Origin of the sequence: Hymenobacter cavernae (genome assembly GCF_014641455.1) — a bacterium.
Taxonomy (GTDB): domain Bacteria; phylum Bacteroidota; class Bacteroidia; order Cytophagales; family Hymenobacteraceae; genus Hymenobacter; species Hymenobacter cavernae.
Window position 1 is genome coordinate 1 of the sequence record NZ_BMHT01000001.1, and the last position, 21976, is coordinate 21976.

Genomic DNA, 21976 nt, shown 5'->3' on the forward strand with positions numbered 1-21976 from the left:
GCTACTCCCTCCTTTTTTGCTTCCGTTTGAAGCCTTGGTTCGTTTTGGGAGTGCAAAGGTACAAAACTTAGTTAGAAAAACAACCAAGCAGTAAAACTTTTTTTCTCCTTCGTCTTCTACCCCCCTTCCACTCGAAGCGGGCTGCAAAGATACTACCGGCTTTTGCCTCGTGTCAAGTACACAGAAAACTTTTTTGAGAGTCTAGGTGCCAGTGGCAGCCAATACCCTTGCCTGTTCCCTCACCGCGTTTCAGTTTGGGAGTGCAAAAGTAGGCATTAGATAGTGAAAACCAAAAACAAACAAATTTTATTTCAATCTACGTTACTCTTTCTTCTCTAAAGTCTTGTCTTGGATTAGAGCTGAACAGACAATGCGTTGTGATCTACACACCATCTGTTCAGTTCCAATTCACTTTAGTTTAGATGAAGGGTACTAGTTCGATCAGGACCAACACTTACAATGCGGACAGGGACTTCTAACTGTTCTTCCAAGTATTGAACATACGATTGTAGTTCAGTTGGCAGAGCATTCACATCTGTGACACTTTGCAGGTCGGTGTGCCAACCAGGCAATGTGACGTATACAGGAGTGGCACTTTGCAGGTCATCACCATCTAAAAACTGATTGGTTTGCTGTCCATCAGCGGTGAGATAGTGGGTACAGACTTTAATCTCGTCAAACTCATCCAAGACATCCGCTTTCATCAGGTGTAATTCTGTTACACCATTCAGCATAATACTATAGCGAAGAGAGGGTAAATCAATCCAGCCACAACGACGAGGACGGCCTGTTGTGGAGCCAAACTCCCGACCTGCCTGCCTGATCTTCTCTCCTACCTCATCGGAAAGCTCGGTGGGGAAAGGACCGCTCCCTACGCGGGTGCAGTAAGCTTTGCTAATGCCGTATACTTTATCTATGTGCCGTGGGGCTATACCTAGGCCGGTACAAGCACCAGCGACAACCGTGCTGGATGAAGTGACAAAAGGATAGGTACCGAAGTCAATGTCCAGCAAAGATCCTTGCGCACCTTCTGCTAGAATACGCTTGCCTTGGCGCAGCATGTCGTTCAGCAGATACTCTGTATCGGTGAGTTGAAGGCTACGCAGCCTTTCTATAGCGGCAAAGAACTCTTCCTCAAGTGCCTCTATTTCCAACTCGCGCTCATAGAAGGCGGCAAGCTTGGCATGACGCGCAACCACTTCAGCGTAACGCTCGGAGAAGCTAGGTAGGAGGATATCGCCTACTCGAAGGCCGCTTCGACCAATTTTATCCTGGTAAGTTGGGCCGATACCTTTGAGCGTGGAGCCTATTTTACTGCCGCCACGAGCTTCTTCCGAGATTCGGTCGAGGGCACGGTGCGAAGGCAGAATAAGCTGCGCTTTTTTAGAAATATAGAGATTCTGCGCCCAATCAATGTTGCGCGCGGTAAGCTTCTCCAACTCACCCCAAAAGATGACGGGGTCCAGAACGACCCCGTTGCCGACTACATTGATGATGTGGGGATGAAAAATACCGGATGGTACCTGATGAAGTACGTGTTTTGTACCCCCAAACGTGAGCGTATGACCCGCATTGGGGCCACCCTGAAAACGGGCCACTACATCATAGGTAGGAGCCAATACGTCAACAATCTTTCCTTTACCCTCGTCTCCCCACTGTAATCCGACTAGTACGTCAACTGGCATTAGCTTACGGCTTTTAATTGTTCAACAGCGGCTGCCTCATCGTCCGCAATCGTAAAGATGGCGTTGAGTTTGGTGAGAGCTAGCATCTTGCGTGGGTGTTCGGCGGGATTGATGAGCACCAATTCCCCACCCCGACTCCGGTATTTGGTCAGGAGAGAAACCAGAACACCTATTCCAGTGCTGTTGATGTAACGAACATTCGATAGGTCGATGGCACAATTCAGGACAGATTCGCCTAAGTGGTTGTTGACCGTATCAAGGATTTGCTGAGAATCGGGGCTGCCGATTAAGTCGCCGGCGAAGCGCACGAAGAGAATACCGTCTTGGACGGTGGAATCAGTTTTCATTCAGAGAGCGGGCAATGGCCTTGGCGCGGCAGTCGCCGCATACGCCGTAAAGGTTTAAAGAGTGGTGCAAGATATGGAAATTCAAAAGGTCGCCGACCATTGTTTGGATGCCATGAATGCGCGGGTCGCAGAACTCAACCACTTTATGGCACTCTGTACAGATTACATGGTCGTGCTGCCGGTAGCCGTATGACTTCTCATACTGAGCTAGGTTGCGGCCAAACTGATGCTTGCTTACCAAGCCATGTTCGACCAATAAGTCCAGCGTATTGTAGACCGTTGCTCTGCTTACCTGCAATCCTTGCGTTTTCATACCGGCGTATAGCTCTTCTACGTCGAAGTGCCCGGTACGAGAGTAGATTTCCTCCAAAATGGCGTAGCGCTCAGAAGTCTTACGCAAGCCTTTATTCTCAAGGTAGGCGGTGAAGATTTTCTTCACTTCCTCAAACTTTTCTTTATCAAGCATTTTGCAACCTTATATATAAGGAGTAACAAAGATAAGTACCCTAGTAGTTTATAACTACGTCAGCGGCTGCTGTGTACGCTTCAACCTAGGTTCTTAACCTAGCTGCGCTCTTATCTTCTATCGGGTTTTGTACTACTTAAAACTTTATTGAGCGGAAAAGAACTTTAGGTGTCAAACCGCTCTACCAGCAACACGCCATCCACCTTCGAAAGCCGCTGGATGAGCTTGTGTAAGTGGGTCGTATCGTGCACAAACACCACGATCTGGCCTTCAAACATGCCATCGTTGGAGTCGACCGTGATGGAGCGCATATTGACCTTGAGACTGTTGGAGATGATGCGGGTGACATCATTCACCAAACCAACCCGGTCGGAGCCTTTGATGCGAATGCCCGCCAGAAAAGCTAGCTCCAGCTGCTCGGTCCACTTAGCTCGCACGATACGGTTGCCGTAGTTCGACATAAGCTCGACGGCTTTCGGGCAAGAGGTACGGTGAATCACAATGCCCTCCTCCGTTTCGAAGCCAAACACATCGTCGCCGGGAATCGGGTTGCAGCAAGGTGCAATGGTATAATCGAACTTGTCGGTCTTCTCCCCGATCAGCAGCATGTTGGCATTTACCCCGCGAATCTTCTGCACTTCATGATCGAAAGGCCTAGGTTCTAAGGGAGAAGGCAGACGCGGTGCGGGCGTGGCAGGGTCAAACAGATGCTCCTTGATTTCCCGACCATCAATCTGCCCGATAGCTAGGCGGTAGAAGAAATCCTGCAGGTTGTAGATGTTGTAGTGCGCGAGCAGTCGGTTCAGGTTTTCCTGATTGTACTCAACACCTAGCAGCTGCAAGCGTTTTTCTACCAGGAAGCGCCCATCTTCGGCCTTGCTGCGCTTATCGTCGCGCAGGAACTCTTTGATCTTGGAACGCGCTTTGGAGCTAATGACATATTGCAGCCATTCCTCCGTAGGGCGCTGCTTCTGAGAAGTAATAATCTCGACCTGGTCGCCATTGCGCAATTGGTAGCTGAGCGGCTCCAATTTCTGATTCACCTTGGCACCTAGGCATTGCAAACCAATGTGCGTGTGAATCTCAAAGGCAAAATCCAGGGCGGTGGAGCGCTCGGGCAGGATGATCAGCTTGCCTTTCGGCGTGAAGACGTAAACCTCCTTAACGAATAAGTTTTGCCGAAACTCGTCCATAAACTCCAGGGCACTGGAGTTATTGGTTTCGAGCATCTCACGCACTTTGGCAATCCAGGCTTCTAAACCTGATTCAGGTTGTGCCGTGCCGGCATCTTTGTATTTCCAGTGAGCCGCGTAGCCTTTTTCGGCAATATCATCCATGCGACGCGAACGGATTTGCACCTCCACCCACTGCCCCGTGCGCGACATGACTGTGGTATGCAGACTCTCGTAGCCGTTAGCTTTCGGCGTACTTACCCAATCGCGCAAACGGTCAGGATTAGGCTGGTAAAAATCGGTGACGATGGAATATACCTGCCAGCATGCAGCTTTTTCCTGCTCCGGCGGCACATCGAGGATGACGCGGATAGCAAATAGATCATAGACCTCATCGAAGGTTACGTTCTGCTTGCGCATTTTGCGCAAAATAGAGTAAATGGACTTAGGCCGCCCTTTTACTTCAAACTGGAAACCTTGCGCCTGCAACTCTTCATCAATAGGCGTCACAAAATCCTTGATGAAACGGTTGCGGGCACTGCGGCTCTGGCGCACCTTATTTACCAGCTCTTGGTATACTTCTGTGTCTGTGTACTTAAGATACAGATCCTCCAACTCCGTCTTGATGGCATACAGACCTAGGCGGTGCGCGAGCGGTGCGTAAAGATAAATGGTTTCGGAAGCAATTTTGAGCTGCTTGTGGCGCGGCATCGAGTCGAGCGTGCGCATGTTGTGCAGGCGGTCAGCTAGCTTAATGAGAATGACGCGCACATCTTCCGAAAGCGTGAGCAGCATCTTGCGAAAGTTCTCGGCTTGCTCTGAAGTTCCGTACTCGAATACGCCGGAAATTTTAGTTAACCCGTCGATAATCCGGGCGACTTTAGGACCGAACTCCCGCTCTACATCTGCAATTTCCCACGGCGTATCCTCCACCACATCGTGCAGCAGCGCCGAGACAATGCTGGTGGTACCTAGGCCAATTTCTTCTACCGCTATCTGCGCGACAGCTAATGGGTGTAAAATGTAAGGCTCGCCCGACTTGCGGCGCATGTCTTTGTGCGCCTCCAGCGACGTATTGAACGCTTTTTTAATCAGCTTGGCGTCGTTGCCGGAGAGGTAAGGCTTCGCGGTACGGAGTAAGCGGCGATACTGCCGCAAAATCTCGTTGCGTTCTATTTCAGGGTCAATCAAAGTAGGCATAATAGGCGGGGCAAGACCAGAGCATCACAATCACCATCTGCTAAAGTACGAAGCCTAAGGGCTTTTTCCGGGCTGCTGACAGGTTTATAACATATGGGTGCCTAGAAAAGGTTTGACAGAAATTCACCTAACATTTTCTAGTCGCCTCGCCTTTTCACCCGGAATTCAAAAGTTATTCAATTATCCATCAACGCTTTACATCTTTCACAGAATCAATTAAGCAACTACATTGAATTACTTGCTTGGATTTTAAAACTCGTTTTGTAGTTTTGCGGCCCCGAGGCAGTTGGCCTTGAAGCGGATGTGGCGAAATTGGTAGACGTGCCAGACTTAGGATCTGGTGCCGCAAGGCGTGTGGGTTCGAGTCCCTCCATCCGCACTTATTATTTTTCTCTGGTATTTAGTACCAACAATCGAATTAGCCCTCAACCCAACCGTTGGGGGTTTCTTTTTAGCCCACAGTCTGCTTTTGGCGCAGCAATCTGACCTAGGTCAAGCGCAGGCTACTTTCATTTACCCTTAACCGACCACTCGTTTTGGACATTACTCTCGATAAAAACGAAGATCAACTTAATGCCATCCTGACAGTAAACCTGACGGAAGCTGACTACGCGCCTACCGTGGAGAGTAAGTTGAAGGAGTACAGCAAGAAAGCCCAGATTAAAGGGTTCCGCCCCGGCAAAGTGCCCGTGACGCTGGTGCGCAAGATGTATGGCAAAGGGATTTTGGCGGAGGAAATCAACAGCTTGCTCGGTAAGTCTGTTGATGGGTACATCAAAGAGAACAACATCAAAATCCTAGGTGAGCCGCTGCCGCTGCCAACGGAAGTTGATTTTGACACGCAGAAAGACTTCAGTTTCCAGTTCGAGCTAGGTTTGCTGCCCGATTTCGAGCTTCCTGCTGATCAGTCTATTACCGTAGACCGTTCGCAGGTAACGGTTGATGAGAAGACGCTAGAAGAAACCCACGACCAGATTGCGCGGCAGTTTGGCGAAAGCACCAACCCGGAAGAATCTGAAGCTGGTGACTACCTCTACGGTAAGCTGAAAAAGGCTGATGCAGAGGGCGAAGGCCAGGTTGTGCTGCTGCCAACCAACAAAGTAAAGAACGGCGCAGAGCGGTTCATCGGCGTGAAGCCCAACGATGTTATCACCTTCGACCTGAAGGATGCTTTCGCTGGTGATGCTTCGGATATTGCTAACTTCTCGGGCTTGTCGAAGGACGAAGCTGCCAACGTAGAAGGCGACTACGTGCTGACGGTTGAGAAAATCAACCGCACTACGACGCCCGAGTTCAACCAGGATCTGTTCGATAAAGTGTTCGGCAAAGACATCGTGACTTCGAAAGAAGACTTCGATGAGAAAGTCCGCACGACGATTCAGGAGAACTACGACCGCGAGTCGGAAGGCCTAATGAACCGTCAGATCGTGGACCAGATGGTGAACAACACCAACATCACGGTTCCGAAGGAGTTCTTCAAAAAGTGGCTGGTGCGTGCCAACGAAGGCAAGCTGACGGCTGAGCAGGTTGATGAGCACTACGACGACTATGAGCGGGAGCTGAAGTGGTCGATGATCCGCAACAAAGTCGTTGAGGAGCAAGGCCTAAAGGTATCGAACGACGAGATTGTTGATCGTACGATGCAGAAGATCCTAGGTCAGTTCAACATGGAAATGACCGACGAGCTGCGCGAATCGGTGCGGAGTTTTGCCGACAACTACCTGCGTCAGGAGAACGGCAAAAATTACGTAAACGAGTATGAAGCCATTCTGGCAGAAAAGGTAATCGAAAACCTGCGCGGCAAAGTTGTTGTTAATGAAAAGCCGGTTTCGGCTGAGGACTTCCGGAGTCAGGCGGCTAGCTAATAGCTAACTGTTCGACTTTGTAACCCACAAAAAAGCCCTTACTTGCCACAAGGGCTTTTTTGTTGCCCGGCGGTTTAGCTCTTAACACTTCTCCCACATTTTCTGTCATGCTGAATAAACAAGAATTCCGCAAGTTTGCCGTAAAAGGCCAGGGTCTTAGCGGACTGGGCGTAGACCAATACATTCAACACGTAGAGGGTCAGACTCGTAATGGCTTGATATTGCCTACGGGCATGACGCGCTCCGTTATCGAGGAACGCCCCACGCGCTTTGCTGAGATTGACGTTTTCTCGCGCCTGATCATGGACCGCATTGTGTTCCTGGGTACGGCCGTAGACGATTATATTGCCAATATCATCACCGCTCAGCTCCTGTTCCTGGAGTCGGCTGATGCGAAGAAAGATATCCTGCTCTACATCAACTCGCCCGGCGGCTCAGTGTATGCAGGCCTAGGTATCTACGACACGATGCAGTACGTGAACCCTGATGTGGCTACTATCTGCACCGGTCTGGCTGCTTCGATGGGCGCTGTACTGCTCGCTGGTGGTGCCAAAGACAAGCGTTCGGCGCTGCCCCACGCTCGTGTGATGATTCACCAGCCTTCGGGTGGCGCACAAGGCCAGTCGACGGACATTGAAATCACGGCTCGTGAGATCCTGAAGCTGAAGAAAGAGCTGTACGACATTCTGGCACAGCACACTGGCAAAACCTACCAGGAAATCTACGACAACTCGGAGCGCGACTACTGGATGCGCGCCGATGAGGCCAAAGAATACGGCCTGATCGATGAAGTACTGGAGCGCAAGCCGCTGTAAGGTCCGTTTGGACCTAGGTTGCAGGACCTAGGTTCTTCTTACGGTTTAGTATTTAAAAGCCTCTGTCTGGTTTTAGCAACCAAACAGGGGCTTTTTTGCTTTTAGATAGAAGCTGTGCAGCTGGCAACCTTTTTGCCTACCTACGGCGTTTGCGTTTTCGTACCTTTGAGGCTGCTTCCCTTTTGAGAGCGGCTCCCCTACCCTATTCTGAGAGATACCTAGCAATGGCAGATATCACGTGCTCCTTCTGCGGCAAGAGCAAAAAAGACGTCTCGGTCATGATTTCCGGCATCAACGCCCACATTTGTGAGCGTTGCGTCGGTCAGGCCCAGCAAATATTAAACGAGGAGAACAAGATTCGCTCGAACACCAAAGCGCCCAAGTTCAACCTCGTGAAGCCTCGCGAGATGAAGGAGTACCTTGATCAGTATGTAGTAGGCCAGGATGAGGCTAAAAAGGTGATGTCGGTGGCGGTATACAACCACTACAAGCGCCTGATGCAGAAGCCGATGAAGGACGATGTGGTGATTGAGAAATCAAACATCATCATGGTGGGCGAAACGGGTACCGGCAAAACGTTCCTGACCCGGATGCTGGCGAATATTCTGCAAGTTCCCTTCTGCATTGCCGATGCCACGGTGCTTACCGAAGCCGGCTACGTAGGCGAAGACGTGGAAAGCATTCTAGCCCGCTTGCTGCAAGCCGCTGACTACAACGTGGAAGCCGCAGAGCGTGGCATCGTTTACATCGACGAAATCGACAAGATTGCGCGCAAGAGCGACAACCCGAGCATCACGCGCGACGTGAGCGGCGAGGGTGTGCAGCAGGCCATGCTGAAGCTCCTGGAGGGCACCGTAGTGAACGTGCCACCGAACGGCGGCCGCAAGCACCCGGAGCAGAAGATGATTGCGGTGAATACGGAAAACATCCTCTTCATCTGCGGTGGTGCCTTTGTAGGTATCGAGCGCATCATCAAGAGCCGTCTGAATACCAAGCCGATGGGCTTTGCCAAGACGATGCTGGAAGATCAGATTGACACCAAGAACTTCCTGCGCTACATCACGGCCCAGGATATGAAGGCTTTCGGGTTGATTCCGGAGCTGATTGGCCGCCTGCCCGTGCTTACGCACCTCAACCCACTCGACCACGCTACGCTGCGTAAGATCCTGACGGAGCCGAAGAACTCTATCGTGAAGCAATACCAGCGTCTGTTTGAGATGGAAGGTATTAACCTTTCCTTCACCGAATCAGCGCTGGAATACATTGTTCTGAAAGCCGATGAGTACCGCCTAGGTGCCCGCGGTTTGCGCTCCATTTGCGAAAGCATCATGACGGATGCTATGTTCGAGATGCCGTCTGAAGTAGGGGTTAAGGACTTCGTGATTGACTTGGATTATGCACAGAGTAAATTTGAGAAGTCGCCGTTGAAGCAGTTGCGGGCAGCGTAAGTTCTCTAACAAAGTCAAAAGGAGCGGGCTGGCAGAATATTCTGCCAGCCCGCTCCTTTTTAGGTCTATGTGTATGTAGTTACGTTGTCAAATACCCTACCATCAGCTTCGCTGCTTTTTTGGCGGCGTTCTGGCGACCTAGCTTTTCCCGCAGTTCAGCGTAACCGGCCTTTTGCTGAGCAATGAATTCCTTATCAACCGTAATCTTCTTAAGCTCCGTGACGAGGTTGCGGGCGTTGAACTCGCCCTGAATCAGCTCTTTCACGACTTCCCGGCCCGCAATCAGGTTCACCAGCGAAATATAAGGCACCTTAATAAGCGCCTTAGCTACCCGATAAGACACGGCGCTGGTGCGGTAGCAAACCACTTGTGGCACCCCGAAAAGAGCGGTTTCGAGTGTGGCGGTGCCGCTCGTGACCATAGCCGCATCGGCGTGCGAGAGCAGATCGAACGTTTCGTCGAAAACGATGCTGATATTCTGGCCGCGCTGGAAGTTCTGGTAGTAGTTAGGATCCAAGTTGGAAACGGCCGCAATGACGAACTGGTAATCCAGAAAAGGCGGCAGAATGGACAGCATTACATAGAGCATGGCCTCAATTTCCTGCTTGCGCGAGCCTGGCAACACCGCAATGATGGGCTTATCGGCCGGAATCTGATTGCGGGTGCGAAAATCGTCGTTGGCCTTGTGCTCCGCTACTGCGTCGGCGGTGGGGTTGCCGATGTAGTCGACGCCGTAGCCGAAGCGCTGGTAGAACTCTGACTCGAACGGCAGAATCACGAACATACGGTCGACCAAGGCCTTCACCTTATGCACGCGGCTCTGATTCCAGGCCCAAATTTTGGGCGAGATATAGTAGAACACTTTGATACCGTGTTCTTTGGCGAACTTGGCTACGCGCAGGTTAAAACCGGCATAGTCGACCAGAATAAGCACGTCAGGACGATACGCTAGTAAGTCCCGCTGGCACTCCTTCAGATAGCGCCGAAACTTTAGGATGCTGGTGGCCGCTTCCAGAAAGCCCATAATGGCCATTTCCTGATAGTGGTGCACCAGCTCACCTCCTGCGGCGGCCATCATATCCCCACCCCAGCACCGAAACTCAGCAGCGGCATCTTCGCGGCGTAGCTCGTGCATCAGATGCGATGCGTGAAAATCGCCGGAACGCTCCCCTGCAATCAGGTAATACTTCATTTGATCATTTATCAATTAACCTTTATCATTTATCAGATCACTTTCAGCAGCGTTCTTACGTCATGAGTGAAGAAGCTGGTAAATGTTAATTGATAAATGATCAATGATTTACTCGCCGTAATATTCTACGAAGTTGCGCGGCGTTTCGTAGAGCTTGATGCAGTGGAGCTGGGCGGTAGAAATGCTAGGTAGCTCGCGTTGCAGGATTTCCCAGAAGGCTACCACCAAGTGTTCGGTGCTGGCCAGCTTGCCTTGCATGAAGGGCACGTCGAGATTAAGGTTTTTGTGGTCGACCTGATCGGTGATATGCTCCCGAATAAGCTGGCTTAGCTGCTTTAAATCAACGACAAAGCCAGTTTCGGGGTCGGGCTGGCCTTTCACCGTCACGATCAGCTCGTAGTTGTGGCCGTGCCAGTTGACGTTGGCGCAAGGGCCGAAAACCTCCCGGTTGCGCTCCTCTGACCAGTTAGGATTATATAGCTTGTGAGCGGCATTGAAGTGCTCCTGCCGGCTGACGTAGATCATTGTTGATGAGTTGATTGGCAGATGTGCGGATGCGCTGATTCGTGTCGGAATGATTCAGACTGGCAGCCAACAAACGTTGACACGCAAGCTGTTTACCTCAGCGGCACCCGAACACATCAATTCTTTTTGCGCCGCAAATATACAAAGAACGGTGCGCCGGACAGGGTCGAGGTAAGACCTAGGTAGCGTAGAGGCGCATTGACTTCGGTGAAGTACCTTTAGGCAAAAATCAGCTCTGCTCTATGATCGTTGTTACTGGCGCGGCCGGCTTTATTGCCAGCTGCCTTGTTACCCGCCTCAATGCCGCCAACTTCAATGATATCGTGGTGGTGGACAATTTCTCCGTGGAGCGCAAGCTCGCTAACCTCAAAGGCAAGCACCTGCGCGCCTACGTCGACCGGAATGAGTTCTTCGACTGGCTGGCCCAAAACCATGAGGAAGTGGAGTTTATCTTCCACCTAGGTGCCCGCACCGATACCACGGAGCAGAGTCACGAGATATTCGACCTGCTCAACTTGAACTACTCCAAGCAGATGTGGCAGGCTTGCTGCCAATACCAACTGCCGCTGGTATATGCTTCGTCGGCGGCCACGTACGGCTCGGGCACCCTAGGTTACTCCGACGATGATGCGCTGCTGCCGCTGCTACGGCCGCTAAATCCTTATGGCGAATCGAAAAACGACTTTGACAACTGGGCAGTCAATCAGGTTGAAAAACCTTTTTTCTGGGCGGGGCTGAAGTTTTTCAACGTGTACGGGCCGAATGAGTACCACAAGGGCCGGATGGCTTCCGTGATTTTCCACGCCTTCGAGCAGATTCGCAACACAGGCTCGATGACGCTGTTCCGCTCGCACAATCCCAACTTCGCCGATGGCGAGCAAAAGCGGGATTTTGTGTACGTGAAAGACGTGGTGGAAGTGTGCTACTTCCTGATGCACAATCGCCAGCATTCGGGCATCTACAACCTAGGTACCGGCGAAGCGCGCACCTTCCTTGATTTGACGCTGAACACCTTCGACGCCCTGGGCCGCACGGCCGACATCCGCTTCAAAGACACGCCCGAAGACATTCGCGACACCTATCAGTACTTCACCGAGGCCGACATGCAGAAGCTGCGCAGCATCGGCTACGACCGGCCTTTCACCCGTTTGGAGGATGGGATTCAGGATTACGTGCAGAATTATCTGGTGCCGGGCGCTTATATGTAAGCCTTAGGCGACATTTAAACTCGTTTTAACAGCAACAGGCCCGTTGAACGCTAGCTGAGCGTTCAACGGGCCTGTTCCCTTTACGAGTAAACCTAGGTTACAATACTATCGCTTGCATCACCTGCGAGAAGCCTTTGCCAACTAACTGCACATAGTATAAGCCGGCTGGTAACCCGCTGCGCTGCCAGGTAAACCGATGCCAGCCCGTGTTTGCCAAGCCTTCGTGTAAGCTTAGAACTTCTTGACCTAGGGTATTAAGAATTCGCAGCCGGACCGCCATCGGCTTAGGGACGGAAAACTCGATCATTGCGGCATCTTCCACCGGATTAGGGCTGACTGGATATAGCTTTGGTGCTGCGCTGATTTCCCGGTGGATCACATAAGAATCAATCAGCGTCTTCTTGCGCGTGAAGAATTGCAGAGCCAGACTATCGGGCGTAGCATTGATGAGCATGGCACCGTAGTCGGCGTTGAAAATAGCCTTGCTTTCGGGTACACGCTGCTTGCTGACCCCATAGATACTGCGTCCTCCCAAGCCATTGACAAAATACAGGAGTCCGTCGGCTAACAGGCGCTCATAATGATGGTCGTGGCCGGCGAGTACGACCGAGGCGCCCCACTCGCGGAAGGGCCATTGCAGCTCTTCCGTGTTGCCGTGCGCGCCCGACGAATAAGGAGCGTGGTGCAAATACACAACCTTCCAGCGCGCCGTAGAAGCAGCTAGCTTTTCTTTCAGCCACCGTGCCTGCACCGACGTAGCATTAACGCCATCCGGCTCCTTGGGGTCGCTGTCGAGGGCGAACAAGTGAACGTCGCCGCGCACAAAATCATAGTAGCGTCCATTGCCGGGCAGCGTGAAGTAGTCCCGGTACGCCTCACCGTTGCGGGTGTAGTAATCGTGGTTGCCAAGCGACGGGAAGAAACGGTTGAAAGAAGCACTAGGCCCATAGCGTCCCCGATACTTATAGATATAGTTGTGGTAGTACTGCCCGATATTCTGGTCGATGGTGGCGGAGTCACCTACGTTGTAATTGTTGTCGCCGAGGGTAATGATAAACTCCGGTTCCCACCCCTTCACCATGTCTGCCACGTCCTTCTCCGGCTGCCCGGCATAGCCATAATCGCCGATGGCGGCAAACCGCTGACTGTGGCTACGCAGCGCCGTGCTACAGAGAAAAACAACCAAAATCAGCCGCAAGGCGGAAAAATGAAGCAAACGCATTGATTTATTCCAGTGAAAAGTACTATATATTAAAGAATTTTAATATAAAATAGCTTATATTAAATCTTTCAGCCGTTATTCGCACCCGCTTTACAGATACCTATTCTACCTCGGCAGATTCTCTATCCAGTTATTCTCTATCCAATTATTTATTGCTTAGTGCACAACAACTCATACTGGTGAACAACTAACAGAACCCGCTTAACAGCACTCCTACAAGTTATTTTTTACGGGCGATAATTTTCGGGCAGCGAAGAGGCTGCCCTGATGCAATTACTGCGCCTAACAAATTAGTAGGCCTTACGCCACCCGGCTATGTAGGCGCTGGGCGCCATGCAAGCATCCTTTCTAAACGACAGATTCATACACAATCCACTACCTCAATTTATGTTTCGGCTCTCTCCTAAAATTAACTATCTGGCTTCCCTGGTGTTTGCGCTTGTTTGTGCCACTACAAAAGCAACAGCGGGTGATACCATTACGGTTGCACCTAGCTTTTATCACATTGATAAAGCACATAAGCTGATCCTGATCAACAAATCTGCTTCTGAAATCAACGCAGCATCTACTGCTGCAAAAACCCACCTTGCCCTTGACGCATATTATGTGCTTCAGGAGCAGCCGGTTAGCGTAAGCACGGCATCATCGTATCACGCCGAATTAAATAATTCGAGCTATACTATTTATTTCACTGAACTGCCAATTATTCATATTGATGCCAAGAATGAAATAATAGATTCGCCGAGTATCTACGCTAAATTCCGGATGTCTGAAGCCAATGGCGCCGTTACGAAATCCAACCTAGGTATAGAAATACGTGGAGGGTGGTCGCAGACTTATCCGAAGAAGTCGTATGAGTTAAGCTTGTGGCAGGATACTACCGGCGCGGAAACGCAGGACATGAGCCTGCTGAACTTGCGCAACGACAATAAGTGGAATTTGCAAGCCATGTATAATGAGCCGTTGCGCAACCGAAATAAAGCTTCTCATGAGCTATGGCAAGAGATACATCAGATTTATTACAAGGATAAAGAGCCAGACGCTAAAAATGGCATTGACATGGCCTATGTTGAGCTTTTCCTGAATGATGAATATAAAGGCGTTTACGCGCTCAGCGAGCGAATTGACCGAAAACAATTAAAGCTAAAAAAATATAATAATGGAATTGTAGGAGAACTTTACAAGGGCGGTGATTGGGGGCCTGCTGTTATGTTCACGGGCCTTCCTGCTATTGATAACACGAGCCTAACCTGGGGCGGCTTCGAGTATAAACACCCTGAAGAAAAAACTGATTGGTCCAACCTGTACGATTTCGTAGGCTTTGTTGAAAATAGCAGCAATCAGGATTTTTATAGCCAGTACCAAAAGCGCTTCAATCTTAAAAATGCAGTAGACTATTATATCTTTCTGAATCTAATACGCGCTACTGATAACACTGGCAAAAACATATACCTAGCCAAATACAAAACCGGCGAGCCTTACTATTATGTACCCTGGGATTTGGACGGCGTATTTGGAACAGATTGGCAAGGCCAATATATAAATATCACCAATGATATCCTGTGCTACGGTCTTTATAAAAGATTAACGAAAGACAACAGTTACAAGGGATTCAATGAAACATTATATAGCCGGTGGGATGAGCTAAGATCTACAGTGCTCACAGAAGATCATATCCTAGCTAAATTTCAAGCCAACCACGATTATCTGTTGAAAAACAATGTGTATGAAAGAGAACACACTATCTGGCAGGAATTCACCTATAATGAGGCTGATATACCGTATACTACTACTTGGCTGAAAAATAGGCTGCGCTACTTGGATATAGCTTTCGACCAATCTTCATCTGTTTTGAAGAACAAAGCCAGCCAACAAAACTCCGCCGTTACTATTTATCCAAATCCAGCGAATAACTATCTGATAATTGAGAGTGAGGCTGCATCACATGAGCTAGCTATTCAGGATATGAATGGCAAAGTAGTGCTGACCTCTTTATTAAGAGGCAAGACCAACAAACTCGATATTGGCCATTTAATAAAAGGTGTTTATGTCGTCGTTATTAAAAATGACAAATCTGTAAGCACGCAAAAGTTAATTATCAACTAAGTACAAACCCTAGTACGTTCCAACACAAACGGCCTGCTATACAAGCAGGCCGTTTGTGTTGGAACGTACTAGGGTTCGCTTCAGAGCGAATTAATTATTCTGCGTGTTGAGCAAGTGTAAGCCAAGTAGTTGTATTAGGCAGCCAGATCCGGATAAAGCGGCCGTACGGTAGCGTCGGCAGTGCTGGCTTGCATAGGTACTACAGCGGTGTCGTCGGTGTGGCGACGCAAGGCACGCATCAGCAAGTACTTGTATTTTTCCGCGTCAGCCAAAGCCGTTTCCAGTGCTTGCAAGGCATCGACGTATGCTACTACCGGCTGTAGCTCCCGACGCGGACGACGTGCTTCAAAAACTTGACCTTCGAGGTACTCAGCTGGGTTTTTCATCAGTTTATCGGGCTTCTACTAGTATAAACTTGTCTGTTATAGTAACAGCTAACCTAGCTTTTAGATTCACTTTTCACCACCCGGTAAATATAATTTTATCGATTATTCCTCTTCAGTAATTCGCAGCACAAGCTTCCCAAATTGCTCGCCATTGGCCATGCGGCGCATCGCAGCTTCTCCTTCAGCAAAGGGAAATACTTCATCGATTACGGGGACAATCTGCTTTTCCTCGATCAATTGAGCCATATCGGCGAAGTCCTGCTCGGTGCCCATGGTGGAGCCTAGCACAGAGAGCTGCTTCCAAAAGATTTTACGGGCTGTTAGCTCTGGAATATTGCCTTGGGTGGCGCCGTAGAACACGATACGGCCACCGGGCGCAGCTACATCGAGCAGGGAGTTGAAGCCGGGCCCGGCAGCGCTATCCACAACCACGTCGAAAGGCGCACCCACCTCGCTCAGTAGGTTGTCGGACCAGTTGTCGTCTTTGTAGTTGACGCCTCCCCGGGCACCTAGCTTTTGGGCGCTTTCCAGCTTGGCGGCTGAGCCCGACGTAACCCAGACTTCTGCCCCGCGGGCCACTGCCATTTGCAAGCCTAACAGCGCAACGCCGCCGCCAATACCCGTAATGAGCACCCGCTCACCGGCTTGCAGACCAGCCCGCGTGAAGATCGCCCGGTACGCCGTGACACCGCCCAGGGGCAAAACGGCGGCCTGCTCGAAGCTCAGATGCGCGGGCAACGGACGCACATGACGGGCAGGAACGCGCACGTACTGGGCAAATGTGCCTTGTTCCGGCAACCCCAAAATGGTGAAATCTTTGGCTTGTGCCCGCGGATTGCCGCCCCAATTCTGACCTGGGTTGATGAGCACCGCTTGCCCAAGCAGGGCAGCATCGGCGCCTTCGCCTACGCTCGCTACGACACCGGCACCGTCGGAACCTAGGATACAGGGGAAGTGCAGACCAGCGTATTGCCCCTTCTGAATCCAGACGTCGCGGTGGTTGAGGGCTGCCGCGTGAATTTGCACTAGAACCTCACCAGAGCCAGGTATAGGTGTGGGCACTTCTTGTAAGGTTAAGGGCTGATTGATACCGTCTAGGCGAAGCGCTTTCATGCAAGCAGGAAATAAGATGAATGGACAATAACTACTCCTGAAGCGCAGAAACGAAGCTTTTTGTTATAATAATCGTAGTTACTATATTTGTGATTACTAAACTCTGCGAAGCTTTTGGCCCTCAAAGACCGGATACTTTCGCGAGTCACGAAGTAAATAGCCTGCTGTGCTTTGTGGTGCCGGGCAGGAGTTAGCCAAGACCCGAAAGTAAATATTCAGACAACACGTTGTAGGTCGGGAGCAAACTTTAGGAACCTAGCTTCTGGTTTTGGCTAGGTTCCTAAAGTTTGCTTAAGAGTTAGCGTCAGGCAAGGCAGAACATCGTGGCGACGCCTGGATCAGGCGCGTGGGCTTCCGGCAGCGCCCAAGAGCTGCTCCCTTATTTTACCGGATTGCGTAGAATAGGCTTTTGAATTTCTGACTCGCCTATGGCTGCTGCCAACTCGCTTTTCACGTTTGCAAGTCCTGATGATAGTCCTGGATTTCTGCTGTGGCAGGCCAGCAACCTTTGGCAGCGGGAGATTAAGAAAGCATTGGACCAGTTCGGGCTTACGCACGCGCAGTTTGTGGTACTGGCCTCGGCGTACCAATTGGGGCAGCAGTCGGCCCCGGTGACGCAGGTGGCGCTGGCCGAGCACGCCCGCATCGACAAGATGATGACCAGCAAGCTACTGCGCACCCTGGAAGGCAAAGCCCTGCTGGTGCGCACAGAGCATGAGCACGATACACGGGCCAAAGCCATCGAGCTGACACCGGCCGGCACGAAGATGCTGGTGCAGGCAACCTGGGCGCTGGAGGAATTTGACGCGACTTTTTTCGGGGTGTTGGGCGCGCAGCAACCTAGCTTGGGGCAGCTGCTGAAGCAGCTGCTTGGCACGGCAGAGAAAGGTGCGTCGCCGACAACCTAGGTTACAGGAAGCGCTGAGCCAACGCCGGCGTGGGCAACAGGCAGGCTTCTTCGCGGCCAAACCAGCGGTAACGATTCCGGGCGACGAAGCGGTAAGCGGCATCGCGGGCAAAGCGCGGGAGCAGCATGCCTACGTACAGAAATGCCCATGCTCCACCTAGCCCGCGCATAATGCGCAACACGGCCGTAGAGTGTGAATACGCCTTGCCGCCGATTATCAGCACCACACTCTCGGGGTCGGTGGTTACTGCCCGGATGCCATGCGCGGCTAGAAGCGCCCGGCCTGCTTCCGATTGCAAAGAAGCAAAGTGAAAGCGCCCCGCCGGGTCGTGGCGGATGACGAATTGCACAAAGCCATTGCACAGGTTGCAAACTCCGTCGAAGAGAATAGTAGCGGGCTGAGCAGACATAGCAGGCTGAAGTTTTGGGCTAGCGGGCAGTTGCCCATAATACATTGCACAAGCCGCAATTGTTGTTGCGCAGTTGTTGCTGCTTCAATCAGAAGCCTTCTATCCAGGTCTGCTTTGCATTCCTCTAGAATAGCTTGTCAATATTACTATACCAAGTTATAAAGCAGCAAACATATACCACAGAATGTTATATAACATATTGACTAACTTAAGTTTAATCCATAAAATTCATCAGCATATCTACTAAATACTCGTTGAATAAATTCAGTATTTATTCACTATGTCAATCTTCATTCGCAGCGTGAGCAAGGTCGTATAGACGGGGAATTGTACTACTACCCTAAAAAGCTTACACCCCCATGAAAAAAAGATGGCTAACGGCTATACCAGCCGCCTTACTCTGTTTATCGTTAGGCGTAGTATCCTGCGATGATGACGACGATAACAGCACGCCAAGTACGACCTCAGGTACGACCAGCGGCACCACTTCAGGAACTACCAGTGGCAGTTCAACGAGCGGTAGTTCGACCAGTGGTTCTACCAGTGGTAGTTCGACCAGTGGCTCAACTGGTGGAAGTTCAACTAGCGGTACCACCAGCGGCAGCTCCACCAGTGGTAGTTCGACCAGTGGTAGTTCGACCAGTGGTTCGACTGGCGGTAGCTCCACGAGCGGCTCAACCGGCGGTAGTTCCACTAGCGGCGGTGGCGGTGGCACTACCTAATAAGTAACGCAGCTATTGTCACACATTATGTTTTTAGTAGCTGTCCGGTAGCGGGCTCCTTCACACGGAGCGGCGTCGGATAGCTTGCTTTAAACCTAGGTCTCCCGAATTACTTTTTGGTATTTCTAAGCTCGTCATTAACTCATTCTAAACTTGTTACGTAAGCGGACAGAATTCATCTTCTATCCCATTCACCAACATTCTTTCCTCTTTTAACCTCGTATGAAAAAGAATTCAATAATGATCCTGGCTGCTTTGCTGGCCGGCTCGCTTTCTCTGAGCAGCTGTGGTGGCAACAATAGCGGTTCGGAAGGCGGCTCTACCAGTGGCAGCTCTACCGAAGGTTCTTCTGACGCCGGCTCTTCCGACGCCAGCAGCGGCGCTATGTCATCCGATTCATCGGGAGGCGCCATGAGCGGCTCGGGCTCTTCAGATATGTCGTCTACGGGCGGCAGCACGGCCGGCAGCGATGCTAGCGGCTCTATGACGGCTGGCGGCACTACCACAGGTGGCAGCACCGCCGGTGATGCTTCTACTACGGGAGCAGCCGGTACCGGCGCTACCACAGGCGGCTCTACGGCGGGCAGCACCGGCGGTGCGGGCGGCACAACGGGTTCTACGGCTGGCTCTACCACCGGCGGCAGCACCACCTAAACCGCTGCTTAAGCTAGCATCTTAGCTACACAGAACAGCTCAGGCCAATCCTACACCAGGGACTGACCTGAGCTGTTTTAGTACGTAAAAATACCTAGGCATTGCTGACTTGTGCAGGACATTCGTTTAAGAAACCCGTATTTGTCTTAAACCGATTTTGTATACCTAATCCTGAGTTCTCCGTACAAGCCCTTGCGCATCAGCGCTGTCTCTCCTTCCATTAACTTCAACTGCCATGAAAAAGACACGTCTTGTATTCGGAACCCTAGCGCTGACTGCCTTCGTATTCAGTGCCGGTAACAGCTTCGCTCAAACCACCACCGGCACTACCGGCACCATGGGTGGTACTACCAGCGGCACTACTACGGTAGGCTCTACTACGGGCTACGGCACTACGGTTGGCTCCACATCGGGCTCGACTGCAGGTGGCCTCGGGACTACGGCCGGCACCACCACGGCTGGTACAACAGCCGGCACCACCGCAGGCGCTACTACGGTAGGCACGACGGCTGGCACGGGCTCAACTACTTTCGGTAGCACGGCCGGCACTACGGCTGGAATCGGCACCACGGCTGGTTCGAGCGGCACCACAGCCGGCACCACCGGCGCTACGACCAACGGCATCATCGACCAGAGCTCGGGCTCGACCACCAGTTCGACGCGCTCTACGCGCCGCACCCAGACCCGCTCTACCCGCTCGACCCGCACCAGCGGCGGCACTACGTCGGGTAGCACCAGCGGCTCGACGACGCGCTAAGCCTGCTCCGGACAACGTTCCGTAATATCTTGTCTGAGGGCGGAAAGGCCGGTCATTCTTGCGGAGTGACTTGCTTTTCCGCCTTCTTTTGTTCCACGTATTACCGTCGCGGCTGCCTATGCCCCGAATTTTAGCTTTTTTAGCTTTTCTACGGCGTCCGTTTGTGCTCGATCTGCGGGCCATGGCGCTGATGCGTATCGCGGTAGCCGCCGTTGTTCTGACAGACCTAGCTATTCGCAGCACCGATCTGGAAGCGCACTATGCCAACCTAGGGGTGCTGCCCCTGAATGTGCTCTACCAGTTTTGCTGGAACCCCTATCAGTTTTCGTTTCACGCCATCACGGGCTTGTGGCAGGGCGAAGCGCTGCTGTTTCTGCTGGCCGCGGCCGCGGCCGTGGCGCTGCTGCTCGGGTACCGCACCCGCCTGATGACCATCATCTCGTGGCTGCTGCTGGTGTCGTTGCAAAACCGCAACCCGCTCATCGGACAGGGCGGCGACGATCTGATGCGGATGCTGCTGTTCTGGGGTATTTTTCTGCCCTGGGGCCGCCTGTATTCCCTGGATGCCAAGGGCAAGGAAGAGCCGCTCGACTACCAGTATTTCAGCGCCGCTACGGTGGCCTACATCGTGCAGCTCTGCCTCGTGTACTGGTGTACGGCATTGCTCAAGAATGCGCCCGAGTGGTCGAAGGAAGGTACCGCCATTTACTACGCGCTCAGCCTCGACCAGCTGCTGATGCCGGGCGGCCGTCTGCTGTATCAGCACTACAACACGATGCGCTTTCTCACCTTCGCCACGTACTACACCGAGATGCTGCTGCCCTTTGTGCTCTTCATCCCGTTTGGCGTGAAGTGGTGGCGACTGCTATTCGTGGGCGTGCTCTACTCCTTCCACATCGGTATCAGCCTCACGCTGTTTGTGGGTTTGTTTTACCTCATCAACATGGCCTCGGTGCTGGGCTTACTGCCGCCCTGGACGATGAACTGGCTCGACCGGCACATCCGCACGCGGGCGCAGCGGCTGGGGCCGCGGCTGGCGCAGTGGCGACCTAGCCTAGAGCATTGGCGTCGGTTGCCTTTTCAGTTTCGGGTTGAAGCCAGCTGGCACCGCTCAAGCCACACGAACCGCCGGCTGCGGATTATGCGCGAAGCCTTTGTGAGCCTCTTGCTGGTGTACGTGTGCTGGTGGAACCTCGACAGCATTGCCAAGCCCGAATGGTACATGAGAGAGCCGATCCGGTGGTTTGGCTATTTGTTTCGCACCGATCAGCACTGGGGCATGTTTGCGCCGGCCGTGTTTAAAGATGATGGCTGGTACATTCTGGACGCCACCACCAAGAACGGCCAGCACATCGACCTGAACCGCAAGGGCCGCACCGTGACCTACGACAAGCCTGAATCGGTGATGGCGCTGTTTAAGAACGACCGCTGGCGCAAGTATTCGGAGAATTACCTGTTCGTTTCCAATGCCTACATGCGCCCGTATTACTGCAACTACCTATTGCGCATCTGGCAGGAAAAGCACCCCGATCAGCTTCTGCGCCGCCTCGACGTGATTTACATGAAGGAAATATCCTTGCCCGATTACAAGGTTGTTCCTCCTACCCGCGAGGTGCTGTGCAGCTGCGAAACGGAACTGGCGCGGCAAGCCCCTCAGCAATAGAGAGCAAGGTCGACAATACCTTTTTCGCCAACTCTTCAGTAAAAGCCAAGGTACGCTTACAACAGGCTTCAACACTTTACCTGACTCTTACCTCCTTCCTAACACCTGATCCT

20 protein-coding genes and 1 tRNA gene are annotated in these 21976 nt (G+C 51.8%); 10 read left to right on the forward strand and 11 right to left on the reverse strand.

The features are described from left to right. Positions 1-413: 413 nt before the first annotated feature. The 4 genes from IEX74_RS00005 to IEX74_RS00020 all read right to left on the reverse strand — a co-directional run bounded on the left by IEX74_RS00005 (position 414) and on the right by IEX74_RS00020 (position 4870). Complete coding sequence (locus IEX74_RS00005) at positions 414-1685, reverse strand: adenylosuccinate synthase (protein WP_188809762.1); 1272 nt, start codon at positions 1683-1685, stop codon at positions 414-416. Continuing rightward, complete coding sequence (locus tag IEX74_RS00010) at positions 1685-2032, reverse strand: STAS domain-containing protein (protein WP_188809763.1); 348 nt, start codon at positions 2030-2032, stop codon at positions 1685-1687. Before IEX74_RS00010 ends, IEX74_RS00005 begins: the two co-directional genes overlap by 1 nt. Continuing rightward, positions 2022-2498: a Fur family transcriptional regulator gene (locus IEX74_RS00015; RefSeq protein WP_188809764.1), complete on the reverse strand. Its 477-nt coding sequence runs from the start codon at positions 2496-2498 to the stop codon at positions 2022-2024. The genes IEX74_RS00010 and IEX74_RS00015 overlap by 11 nt, the downstream gene beginning before the upstream one ends. Positions 2499-2662: 164 nt before the next feature. Continuing rightward, entirely contained in the window at positions 2663-4870 is a 2208-nt protein-coding gene (locus IEX74_RS00020; protein WP_188809765.1) for a RelA/SpoT family protein, read from the reverse strand. Positions 4871-5167: 297 nt separating this feature from the next. Here IEX74_RS00020 and IEX74_RS00025 point away from each other — a divergent pair. The 4 genes from IEX74_RS00025 (at position 5168) to clpX (ending at position 8998) form a co-directional block, all read left to right on the forward strand. Then, positions 5168-5249, forward strand: a tRNA-Leu gene (locus IEX74_RS00025). 157 nt (positions 5250-5406) lie between these two features. Continuing rightward, entirely contained in the window at positions 5407-6735 is a 1329-nt protein-coding gene (gene tig, locus IEX74_RS00030) for a trigger factor (RefSeq protein WP_188809766.1), read from the forward strand. 107 nt (positions 6736-6842) lie between these two features. Further along, positions 6843-7550 carry a ClpP family protease gene (locus IEX74_RS00035; protein WP_262892020.1) on the forward strand — a complete coding sequence of 236 codons (708 nt, stop codon included), beginning with the start codon at positions 6843-6845 and terminating at the stop codon, positions 7548-7550. 224 nt (positions 7551-7774) lie between these two features. Then, positions 7775-8998, forward strand: coding sequence for an ATP-dependent Clp protease ATP-binding subunit ClpX (clpX, locus tag IEX74_RS00040; RefSeq protein WP_188809767.1), 1224 nt, complete (start codon positions 7775-7777; stop codon positions 8996-8998). Between the two features lie 79 nt (positions 8999-9077). Here the strand turns inward: clpX and lpxB are convergent, their stop codons facing one another. Beyond that, positions 9078-10190, reverse strand: coding sequence for a lipid-A-disaccharide synthase (gene lpxB / locus IEX74_RS00045; RefSeq protein WP_188809768.1), 1113 nt, complete (start codon positions 10188-10190; stop codon positions 9078-9080). A gap of 108 nt (positions 10191-10298) precedes the next feature. Next, on the reverse strand, positions 10299-10715 hold the full coding sequence (locus IEX74_RS00050) for a 6-pyruvoyl trahydropterin synthase family protein (protein ID WP_188809770.1): 417 nt from the start codon (positions 10713-10715) through the stop codon (positions 10299-10301). A 242-nt stretch (positions 10716-10957) separates the two neighbouring features. On the opposite strand from IEX74_RS00050, the gene rfaD reads away from it, so the two are divergent. Then, positions 10958-11923, forward strand: a complete 966-nt coding sequence (gene rfaD, locus IEX74_RS00055) for an ADP-glyceromanno-heptose 6-epimerase (RefSeq protein ID WP_188809771.1) — start codon at positions 10958-10960, stop codon at positions 11921-11923. A gap of 97 nt (positions 11924-12020) precedes the next feature. Here rfaD and IEX74_RS00060 read toward each other — a convergent pair whose 3' ends face one another. After that, positions 12021-13139 (reverse strand): metallophosphoesterase, encoded by a 1119-nt coding sequence (locus IEX74_RS00060; protein WP_188809772.1) that lies wholly within the window; start codon positions 13137-13139, stop codon positions 12021-12023. A 393-nt stretch (positions 13140-13532) separates the two neighbouring features. On the opposite strand from IEX74_RS00060, the gene IEX74_RS00065 reads away from it, so the two are divergent. Continuing rightward, on the forward strand, positions 13533-15251 hold the full coding sequence (locus IEX74_RS00065; RefSeq protein WP_188809773.1) for a CotH family protein: 1719 nt from the start codon (positions 13533-13535) through the stop codon (positions 15249-15251). Positions 15252-15385: 134 nt separating this feature from the next. Here the strand turns inward: IEX74_RS00065 and IEX74_RS00070 are convergent, their stop codons facing one another. Both IEX74_RS00070 and IEX74_RS00075 read right to left on the reverse strand, forming a co-directional pair. Continuing rightward, positions 15386-15637 (reverse strand): hypothetical protein, encoded by a 252-nt coding sequence (locus tag IEX74_RS00070; RefSeq protein ID WP_188809774.1) that lies wholly within the window; start codon positions 15635-15637, stop codon positions 15386-15388. 102 nt (positions 15638-15739) lie between these two features. After that, the gene (locus IEX74_RS00075; RefSeq protein ID WP_188809775.1) at positions 15740-16750 is read right to left on the reverse strand and encodes a zinc-binding dehydrogenase; all 1011 of its coding nucleotides are present in this window, start codon (positions 16748-16750) and stop codon (positions 15740-15742) included. Positions 16751-17178: 428 nt separating this feature from the next. On the opposite strand from IEX74_RS00075, the gene IEX74_RS00080 reads away from it, so the two are divergent. Continuing rightward, positions 17179-17658 carry a MarR family winged helix-turn-helix transcriptional regulator gene (locus IEX74_RS00080; protein ID WP_188809776.1) on the forward strand — a complete coding sequence of 160 codons (480 nt, stop codon included), beginning with the start codon at positions 17179-17181 and terminating at the stop codon, positions 17656-17658. A gap of 1 nt (position 17659) precedes the next feature. On the opposite strand, the gene IEX74_RS00085 is transcribed toward IEX74_RS00080, so the two are convergent. Continuing rightward, the gene (locus IEX74_RS00085) at positions 17660-18067 is read right to left on the reverse strand and encodes a thiol-disulfide oxidoreductase DCC family protein (RefSeq protein ID WP_188809777.1); all 408 of its coding nucleotides are present in this window, start codon (positions 18065-18067) and stop codon (positions 17660-17662) included. Positions 18068-18416: 349 nt separating this feature from the next. Then, positions 18417-18761 (reverse strand): hypothetical protein, encoded by a 345-nt coding sequence (locus IEX74_RS00090; RefSeq protein WP_188809779.1) that lies wholly within the window; start codon positions 18759-18761, stop codon positions 18417-18419. A gap of 250 nt (positions 18762-19011) precedes the next feature. Here IEX74_RS00090 and IEX74_RS00095 point away from each other — a divergent pair, with 250 nt between their 5' ends. From IEX74_RS00095 to IEX74_RS00105, 3 genes are all read left to right on the forward strand, one after another. Next, complete coding sequence (locus IEX74_RS00095; protein ID WP_188809781.1) at positions 19012-19443, forward strand: hypothetical protein; 432 nt, start codon at positions 19012-19014, stop codon at positions 19441-19443. A gap of 235 nt (positions 19444-19678) precedes the next feature. Further along, positions 19679-20200, forward strand: coding sequence for a hypothetical protein (locus IEX74_RS00100; RefSeq protein ID WP_188809783.1), 522 nt, complete (start codon positions 19679-19681; stop codon positions 20198-20200). Positions 20201-20318: 118 nt separating this feature from the next. Further along, complete coding sequence (locus IEX74_RS00105) at positions 20319-21863, forward strand: HTTM domain-containing protein (RefSeq protein ID WP_229755052.1); 1545 nt, start codon at positions 20319-20321, stop codon at positions 21861-21863. The last annotated feature ends 113 nt before the right edge of the window (positions 21864-21976 follow it).